Origin of the sequence: Intestinibacter sp., from assembly GCF_022780145.1 — a bacterium.
Taxonomy (GTDB): Bacteria; Bacillota; Clostridia; order Peptostreptococcales; family Peptostreptococcaceae; genus Intestinibacter.
This window is the reverse complement of record NZ_JALEXO010000007.1, coordinates 1-2,770: the sequence shown is the minus strand read 5'-3', so window position 1 is coordinate 2,770 and position 2,770 is coordinate 1. Positions and strand designations below refer to the sequence as shown.

The 2,770-nt window shown below is 31.4% G+C and carries 2 protein-coding genes; both read right to left on the bottom strand.

All coding sequences use genetic code 11. From position 1 onward, the window contains the following. Positions 1 to 1,498, bottom strand: a 1,498-nt coding sequence (locus MR593_RS00340; protein WP_290685644.1) for an ABC transporter ATP-binding protein, incomplete at its 3' end; no start/stop codon positions are given. After that, positions 1,499 to 2,770 (bottom strand): ABC transporter ATP-binding protein/permease (locus MR593_RS00335; RefSeq protein ID WP_290685641.1); only part of this gene is annotated, 1,272 nt, incomplete at its 5' end.

Below are 2,770 nucleotides of genomic sequence, written 5' to 3'. Positions count from 1 at the left end.
TCAATATATCGCTGTCTCTTAAAAACGCCCTCGCTATAGATAACCTCTGCTTCTCGCCTGAAGATAAGTTTCCTCCCAGCTCACCTACCTTTGTGTCATATCCTTTTGGTAGCTTCATTATAAATTCATGTATAGATGCTTTTTTAGCGGCTTTGACTACATCGTCGTAAGTCGCATTTTTATCTCCCATTTTGATGTTGTTTAATATAGTATCGTTGAATAAAAACGTATCTTGGCTGACTAGAGTTTGAGATTTTCTCAGAGTTTTTGTCGGGATAGTCTTAACATTTTTATCTCCTATTGAGATTTCTCCTCTATCTACATTCCAAAATCGCATAATTAATTTTAACAGCGTACTTTTACCTGAGCCACTCTCTCCTATTATAGCAACTTTTTCGCCTTTTTTTATGTTTAAATTTAAATTTTTTAATATTTCATCTCTATTTTCATAGTAAAAGCTTATATCATCGATTTTTATATCCTTCGATTGCAATTCACACTCTCCAGATATATCCTCTACCACAGGCGCCTCATCTAATATATCGAATAACCTCTGTGCACATGCAAATGTCTGGATTAAATTATTAGATAAATTACTAAGCGCCACTACAGGACCAAATGAACTCGAAAGCACTACTATAGCAACCAACGCCTGACCTATATTTATCTGACCTTTTTTGTATAATTCAATTCCTACAAATAAAAATGTAAGTATCGCTATCATTATAACTATATCGGTAAACGCTCTGATAATTCCTTCATGAGCTTTTATCACACCCATTTTCTGATGTAATTTATCGCTTTTTTGATTTATATTTTGAATTCTTTCTTCTCCCGCATCGAATAATAATATTTCTTTTATGCCCTTTAAGCTCTCTAAAAAATACGAATTCGAATCTGCAAATGCCTCTCTGTATTCAACTCCACCTTGTTTTGCAAATTTAGAAGAAAATACAGGTATGAAATACCCAATTAAAATATAAAATAAAACCGACAACAATCCAAATACTGGATTTATCTTAAACAACACTACAGCTATTACAAAAGAAGTAACTACTCCTATAGCTATAGGTGCCACTGTATGCGCGTAAAAAACTTCAAGTAATTCTATGTCGCTAGTTATAATAGATATTAAATTTCCTTTTTCCTTAGATTCAAGCTTAGCAGGTGCTAGCCTTCTAAGAGCTACAAATACCTTATCTCTAAGTATAGCAAGTATTTTAAATGCTATAAAATGTCCTGAATACTGCTCTATAAATCTCAAAATTCCTCTAAGTATCGCACATACTATTACTATGATTATAGAAGCTTTTAAGCTTATTCCCATATCAAATCCAAGTACAGTAGCGCCTGCCACCATTCCAAACGATGTTATTGCCGTGGCCGATAAAAATCCTAAAATTCCAAAGGATATAGTTATCATCATTATAGGTGCAAGAGGCTTTAGGACTTTTATAAGTCTCAACATTATTTTTATTCCCGATTGTCTACTCTCCATCTATATCACCTTCATTTCTTCAACTTTGTTTTTATTTTCTAATTCATCGTATATACTCTCCAAATTATCTTGGTGCTCTACTAGTTTTTTATAAAGTCCATTTTTCATCATAAGCGTTTTGTGGTTTCCAGCCTCAGCTATTTTACCGTCGTCTAAAAGATATATTTTATCTGCATTTTTCACATTTAAAAGTCTATGTGAAATTACGATTACTGTTTTTTCTTTAGATAATTTATTTATACTGTCCCAGATTTTTTCTTCACTTTCTACATCTATATTTGAAGTCGCCTCATCAAAAATATATATCTCTGGATTTTTTATTATAGTTCTAGCGATGCATAATCTCTGTCTTTGGCCTCCAGATAATAAATTTCCGCCTTCTCCTACTTTTGTGTCTAATTTATTTGGAAGATTTTTTACAAATTCATCTAAATTTGCTTCCTTTAATGCTCTATAAATTTCTTCATCAGTCGCGTCCTTTTTGCCCATCGTTATATTTTCTCTTATTGTAGTATTAAAAATATAAGCATTGTGGTTTATAAATCCAATTTTTTTATTTAAAACGTCGAATGGTATATCGTCTAAGTTTATTCCATTTAAAGTAATTTGACCGCTGTCTACTTTGTCTATTTTAAGAAGCAAACTCGTTATCGTACTTTTTCCTGAGCCACTTTCTCCTACAAGTGCCACCGTTTGTTTGTCTCTTATGTCGATATTTATATCTTTTAAAATCGATCTTTCCTTGTCGTAACTATAAGATACATCTTCTAATTTTATATTTATATTTTGAAGACTTTTAAGCTCGTCATCAGTTAATTTTTGTTTTTGTTCTATTTTTATATCTAGTAAATCAAATATTTTATCGCTAGCTGATATTCCATTCATAGCTACATGGAATAAAGAGCCTAAAAGTCTCATCGGTAAGAAAAACTCAGCCGATAATAAAATTATTATAAGAAGTTCTCCTGGAGTTATCATAGTATTTCTAAACTGACTTACTGCTATTAATATACCTATAGCCGAACCTCCAAAAGCAACTAAATCCATTATAGTTATAGAATTTAACTGCATCAAAAGAACATTCATAGTTATTTTTCTGAAATTCTCTGCATTTTCGTTCATTTCGATATTTTTCTCTTCATCTAAATCAAATATCTTTAAAGTAGTAAGACCTTGAAGATTTTCTAAAAATGAATCTCCTAAATCCGTATACACACCCCAGTATTTGCTTAGAAGTCTCTTAGCTATTTTCATAACTGCCATTATAGTAAA